This is a genomic window from Actinomycetota bacterium, from assembly GCA_036280995.1.
Taxonomy (GTDB): Bacteria; Actinomycetota; CALGFH01; order CALGFH01; family CALGFH01; genus CALGFH01.
Genome location: DASUPQ010000472.1, coordinates 1 through 5,940, shown reverse-complemented (window position 1 = coordinate 5,940; position 5,940 = coordinate 1). Strand labels below are relative to the sequence as shown.

The 5,940-nt window shown below is 69.9% G+C and carries 6 protein-coding genes and 1 tRNA gene; 4 read left to right on the top strand and 3 right to left on the bottom strand.

The features are described 5' to 3' along the window. The coding region (locus tag VF468_15905) for a serine/threonine protein kinase (protein HEX5879776.1) at nucleotides 1-180 on the bottom strand (180 nt) is incomplete at its 3' end. 741 nt (nucleotides 181-921) lie between these two features. Between VF468_15905 and VF468_15900 the strand changes: the two genes are divergently transcribed. From VF468_15900 to VF468_15890, 3 genes are all read left to right on the top strand, one after another. Next, complete coding sequence (locus tag VF468_15900) at nucleotides 922-1,560, top strand: hypothetical protein (GenBank protein HEX5879775.1); 639 nt, start codon at nucleotides 922-924, stop codon at nucleotides 1,558-1,560. A 113-nt stretch (nucleotides 1,561-1,673) separates the two neighbouring features. After that, nucleotides 1,674-2,297 carry a PRC-barrel domain-containing protein gene (locus VF468_15895; protein HEX5879774.1) on the top strand — a complete coding sequence of 208 codons (624 nt, stop codon included), beginning with the start codon at nucleotides 1,674-1,676 and terminating at the stop codon, nucleotides 2,295-2,297. A gap of 473 nt (nucleotides 2,298-2,770) precedes the next feature. Further along, the gene (locus VF468_15890; protein ID HEX5879773.1) at nucleotides 2,771-3,457 is read left to right on the top strand and encodes an MmcQ/YjbR family DNA-binding protein; all 687 of its coding nucleotides are present in this window, start codon (nucleotides 2,771-2,773) and stop codon (nucleotides 3,455-3,457) included. Here the strand turns inward: VF468_15890 and VF468_15885 are convergent. Further along, nucleotides 3,442-3,588 (bottom strand): hypothetical protein, encoded by a 147-nt coding sequence (locus tag VF468_15885; protein HEX5879772.1) that lies wholly within the window; start codon nucleotides 3,586-3,588, stop codon nucleotides 3,442-3,444. The genes VF468_15890 and VF468_15885 overlap by 16 nt on opposite strands. Before the next feature lie 109 nt (nucleotides 3,589-3,697). On the opposite strand from VF468_15885, the gene VF468_15880 reads away from it, so the two are divergent. Beyond that, a tRNA-Ala gene (locus VF468_15880) sits at nucleotides 3,698-3,772 on the top strand. A 150-nt stretch (nucleotides 3,773-3,922) separates the two neighbouring features. Here the strand turns inward: VF468_15880 and VF468_15875 are convergent. After that, nucleotides 3,923-5,940, bottom strand: a 2,018-nt coding sequence (locus tag VF468_15875) for a zinc carboxypeptidase (GenBank protein ID HEX5879771.1), incomplete at its 5' end; no start/stop codon positions are given.

The window sequence follows — 5,940 nt, the reverse complement described above, 5'->3', positions numbered from 1 at the left end:
GCCGATCTCGGCCACTCGCAGCGGCGGTAGCGGCCCCTCGGCCCGCATCAGATCCGCCAGGGTAGGGGCCTGGACGAGTTCGGTGACGATGAAGATCCCATGGTGGTCGGCGACCACGTCGAACACGGTGACCACGCCGGGATGGCTGAGCCGTGCGACCGCTCCGGCCTGACGGAGCACCGATGCCTGGGTTGCGCGACGCTCCGGGCCAGCCAGCCAGGGCGGAAGCACAATCTCTCTGACCACGACCTCCCGCCCAAGGAGGGTGTCCTGGGCGTGCCAGACCCTTCCCAGCTCACTTGGTCCAAGGCCAGTCTTGAGGGCGTAGCGGTTGGCGATGACACGATCGGCTGCACCTACTGCCATGCTGGCCGCCTACCCACTGGCACGGCCACGAACCGACAAATCCCGACCCGGACTTACCCGGCACGCAAGCGCCCACCGCCGATGGCGGTAAGCGGCTGGGGCGGCAGGTCGCGTCCGCCGGCGCCGACCGCTTCGACAAGCAAGCCGAGGCCTACAAGAAGGCGCCACCCGCTGCACAAAGGCGCCATCCCACGCTGGATCGCCTCGATCAGCTGGCGTGCCGTAACGCTGACGGCTGCTCCAGCGCTGTTACAGGAAACGCCCCCCGATTCTTTCGTCCGTCCCCCTTGGTGCTGTGCTGTTCCCCCAACAACCAGCACCGGCCACAGCTCCCTACCTCCCACCCGGGAGGTGATGCCCCTTCCGCCTCAAGGATCCTGATCAAAGCCTGGTGTTGTTGGGTGCTGGTCTGCGCCGGCGGGCCACGGTCGCCCGGGAGGACGGGCTTACCGGCCCTGCCGGCTGACCAGATCAATCAATGCCCCAGTTGGCGGCGCTTCCGGGCGCCGGCAGGGCGCCTGGTGGTTCAGGCGACGCGACGTTGGAGGATGGCCAATGGCCGCATTTGTTCTGTTCGTGCTGGCGGTAGCCGGCGGGGTGGTGGTGGCCGACCTGGTCTGGGAGAACCCCAGCGCCGGCCAGGTCACGGTGTTCGGCCAGACCGTCGGCGGCTATCCGGAGGGCTGGCTGTTGGCGATCGCGGCCGGGCTCGGCTTCGTCGTGGCCTTGGTGCTGGTCGCCTCGGTCAACTCGACCAAGGGGCGACGGGCGCGCCGCAAGCAGCTCAGAGGTCTGCGGCAGGGCCTGGAGGACCAGGTGGTTGCGCCCGAGCCTGACCACGCCCGCCTGCTGGATGCCTTCTTCGGCCCGGAGGAGCCCTCCCGCCAGCTGGGCGGGCCGGCCAGGCCGGCCGACCCAAGGGGCGAAGGCGCGAGGAGCCGAGCGGAAGATCACCAAGGCTGGGTCACAGCCCGGCCGATCCAGCACCCCCCCGAGCCGCTCGACCAGCAGGCCAGATTGGCCCACGTCGGGGAAGAAGGCCGGGAGGGCCGAGCGGAACCTGATCCGCGCTGGGTCAGTGGGGAACGGGTCCAGTATCCCCCCGAGCCGCTCTTCGAGCAGGCCCGGCGGGCCGCTGGGCTGGGCCAGGACGGGGACCTCCCGGTCGCGGCCAGCCAGGGGCGCTGGGGGTAGCGCTGCACGTCAAGGTTCGCGGCGGCAGGGAGCAGCAAGCTACCCGTTGGTCGCCTGCGGCGTGATGGGCTGGCAGAGCCCGACTGCGGTAGCCGAGCAGGAGGGAGGCGAACATGGCGACCCCCAGCATCGGAACGGCCCGTGGTTGGCGGGGCCGGGTCATGGTCGACCGCGACAGCAACAAGATCGGCGAGGTCGTCGACATCTACCTGGACAACGAGACCGACCGGCCCGAGTGGGCGGTGGTGCAGACCGGCCTGTTCGGCCTGCGCTCGACGTTTGTGCCGCTCGCCGAGGCGCGGGAGGTCGGCGACGAGCTCCAGGTGCCCCACCAGAGGTTGCAGGTCAAGCAGGCCCCCAACATCGAGCCGGACGGCCAGCTGTCGGCGGCCGAGGAGGCCGAGCTGTTCCCCCACTACGGGCTCGACTACGACAGCGTGACCCTGGACAACGGCGCACCGGCTGGCCAGGCACTGGCCGAACCGGTTGGCCAGACCGACACGCCAGACCGCGACGAGCAGGCGGGGCGACCGCGGCCCACGTCCCCAAGTCGGCCAGCAGCGCGACCGGGGGCTGGCCGACACCGGGATCGACGCCGAGCCCAGGACCCCAGCATCTGGGTCGGGGTGGTCCCGAGTTGGACCGAGCGCCGCCTGACCCCGCCTTCTCGAGTCCGAGCAGGACCGGGGCGATGCCCGCGACGGCCTGTCGGCCACCGGCGGCGGCGAGCCGGTTGAAGCCGCCGGGCACGACCGGCTGCCGGTGGGCGAAGGGTGACCGGCCGTTCGTGGACGAGACGCCAGGACGGCCAGAGGGTGGCGCTGGTACCCGTCGCCGCCAGCCTGGGCAGGTGCGGCTGATAGCGTCGGCTCCGGGGCCACAGGAGGCCTGCCCCGGTCGTAGCGGAGGCCATGCTTGGCACGCAACGCCCAAGGATCACCTTGCACTGCTTTCCTAGCATGCCAACGTATGACGACGCCAATCCTCCCGTTATGACGTCGTTCCGCATCGACGTATCCTTGCTTGCTTTGCTCGTAAGAAGCTTCTCTACCACTTCAAGGCCGGCCCTGCGGCCCGGCAGCGACACGACGGCCACCGGGGCACTGGCCTCACCGTCACCGCAGCCGGCACCGACACCGCACTCTGATCGATCCGTCGTCCTCACCCGGCCGTGGGGCAGGTCCAGGGCAATCGGTTTGCTTGAACTGCTGTGAGCAGGGCCTCATCGAGACCTCATCCGCTCGCCAACCGGCCCACGGCCCGCGGCGGGTCGGTCGTCGGCGCGGCCGCGGCGTTCGTGCGGCCGGATGGCCGCTGCTTCGTGGCCTTCCGCTCCTGCCGCGCCGAGGCGTACGGGCCGCTGCTGGAGGCCATCGCCCTGTACCTCCAACGCGACCTCTACACCGAGGACGACCAGGCCGATGGGGTTCTGCACGACGAGCGGGTCGCTCGCGCCAGGCGGTCCGGCTCGGCTGGATCGTCGGTGGGGCGCGGTAGCGTTGCCGGCGGTCTCCATCGTCCCCTGGGAAGCCGACCCGAAGGAGGTGCCGCGAGGATGGTCACGGCCGAGGACGTGCGCCGGGTCGCCGGGTCGCTGCCGCGCAGCGAGGAGCGGCTGATCCGCGACCACGTCAAGTTCCGGGTCGGCAGGCTCGTGTTCCTGTCGATCTCGCCCGATGAGCGGTCGATGGGGTTCGCCTTCCCCAAGGAGGAGCGGGCGGCGCTGGTGGCCAGCGAGCCGGAGAAGTTCCACATGCCGGCGGCCTCGGATGAGCGCTACAACTGGGTGCGGGTGTGGCTGGACGCGATCGACCGGGCGGAGATGCGGGAGCTGGTCGTCGAGGCGTGGCGCATGGTCGTGCCCAAGCGGGTCGCCGCCGCCTACGAGGATTCCTGAGCCCACCCAGGGGACTGGCCGCCCGCCGGCCGGCGCCGGACCAGCTCGACGAACCCGCCGGTCGGGCGCCCGCCGAGGCCGGTGAGCAGGCGGTTGGAGGCCGTCTTGGTGACGTCGACCTGGGCGGCCACCTCGTCCTCGCCGGCCGTGCCACTAGCGTCCCATTCATGGCGGTCCTGACCGGTCCCGAGCGGACAACCACGGACAACATCACGATGGCCGCGACGTGCACCGATCACTGTTTCCCGTGGTGACGATTCCGCCCGATCTGGCTTTGCAAGCCGGGGGTCGTGGGTTCGAGTCCCATCATCTCCACTCCGCCGGACTCGCGGCAAAGGTTGGACGTGATCGAGGCGTGCGGATCGTGCACGTCGAGGAGCGCCACCCTGCCGAACGGGCCCACGAAGCCGGGGTGAACCGTTCGTCCACCCCGGCTTCAGCGCCCACGAAGGTGTCCGCCTCCTCCTACTGCAGCAGGTGGTCGAGCGCCCGGCCCATCACTGCGTTGCGTTCGTCTGCAGTCGAGACGCCCTCCAGTCCGAACCCCAGCAGCAGCGAGTGCGGCGTGGCGATCGCGTTGCCGACCGGGAAGCCCGATGCGTCGGTTCGGATGAAGTTGTTGACGTTGGGTGCGCTGCCCTCAGGCGGCCCGGTGATCGCCCAGCCGTCCAAGCCGGTCTCGAACGACGTGCTGGTGCCGTCGGGGAGCGCGATGTCGTCGATGAAGACACCGATACCCTGCGACGCCCAGTCGCTGGCGTAGGCGATGGAGATCTCGACGCTCTCACCGGCATACGCCGAGAGGTCGACGCTCCACTCCTGCCAGCCGGCGGAGTTGCCGCTGGCGGCGTTCCAGGCGCCAGTGGTGCCGGTGGCCGTGCAGGCCGCCACGCCGTCAAACGTCTGGTAGTGCGCGAGGTGCGGATGCAGCGTGACCCAGCCCGCGGGGCAGCTCTGGCCGGTCGCCGTTGTCGTGTGCCCGTTGGCGTCCGGCAGCGTTGTCCAGTCGTCACCGCCGGGAGTGCGCGCCTCCACGAACAGGTGGTCCCACTGCGCCTCGGTGTCGTACGACGTCCAGAACGTCATCGACCCGCCACCCGCCGGGACGGCGACCTCCCGGGTGAGCCGCTTGTACGAGACGTCGGCGATCTGTGAGTAGACGTACTGCGTGCCAGTGTGTGGGTCGAACGGGCCACCCGGCTTGTCGTACCGCGCCGCGGCCCAGCTGTCGAACTGCTTGAACTGGTCGACCGGCAGGATGCCGCTGGTGGCGAGGAACGACGACCTCCGGAACGTGTTACCAGCGAAGATGGGATCGTCGAGACCCCACGTGAGGCCCGTGAACGGGTCGTCGACGCCTGTCGAGTCGAACGCGGCGCCTCCGACGTGACCGTCGTTGGCCACGGCTACGTAGCCACCCAGGTAGTACTGCAGCACGTCGTTGGTGGTGTCGCCACCGAAGAACGAGCCGAACAAAGGCAGGCAGCGCCGCGGGTCCGTACCCGCGGGAAGCGGGTTGCAGGCGATCTCGCCCTTGGGGTCGTACAACTGGTTGCCCACGGCGGCGTTGGTGTACTGCTGGCCGGCGGAGTCACCTGCGAGGAGCACCTTGCCGCCCTCGTTCATGTACGAGCGGAACTCGAGCAGTTCGTCGAGTGCCAGCCGGTCGGCATTGCCGCCACCGCGGCCGGCGGATCGGGTGACCAGGTCGTTTCCGGTCTCCCAAACGACCGCGTCGTAGTGGCTGAGCACTCCGAGGGCGTCCGGGGCGATCCGCCCGGCGGCGTCGATGTCGTAGACGTCGGCCTGCTGACCGTTGGCGGCCAGGGCGTCGGTGTACGTGTCGACGAAGTGCGGGCCCGGCGTCTGCACCGGCGAGGCGCCGGTGTAGTCCTCGGCCGCCACGACGAGCACGCGGTTACCGCTCTCGGATACGGCCTGGTAGGTGAACGAGTCACTCCGCTGGCCGCCACCTTCGAACCAGACCTCGACCGAGTCGCCGGGGTCGGTACCGGTCACCACGCCTCGCATCTGGTGGTAGTAGACCGACGCCGGGTCGTACCTCGACCCGCCCTCCCACTCGGACGTGGGTGCCGACTGCACCGCGCCGCCGTTGATTCGGTACTGCACGGTCACGGCACCGAGGCTGCGCTTGGCGATCACGGCGACCGGCTGCGGGTCGCCGTACGACCTGGCGAAGCTCAGCTGGACACCCGGGTTGCTGCCCTTGTAGGGGTCGTCGCTGTCGACGTAGAACGGCTTGGTCGTGATGCCGGTGACCGTCTTCGGGTCGTCCGGGTCGACCGCTGAGTTGGCCACCGAGCCGGCGAACGGCAGGTTGCGCTGGAACTCTGCCTGCACCAGCGCCTCGTCGTCGGGGAAGACGAAGCCACAGCCGTCGCAGCCCGCCGACAGCTCCGGGGTCCACGCCAGGGCACCGGTCACAGCGTGCGCGTAGTCGGTGGTCTCACCGTTGGTGACAT

What these genes read in the sequence shown, in the direction of transcription:
- VF468_15895 (HEX5879774.1), top strand. Translation starts at nt 1,674, where the DNA reads ATGGCGACCCCCAGCATCGGAACGGCCCGTGGTTGGCGGGGCCGGGTC.
- VF468_15900 (HEX5879775.1), top strand. Translation starts at nt 922, where the DNA reads ATGGCCGCATTTGTTCTGTTCGTGCTGGCGGTAGCCGGCGGGGTGGTG.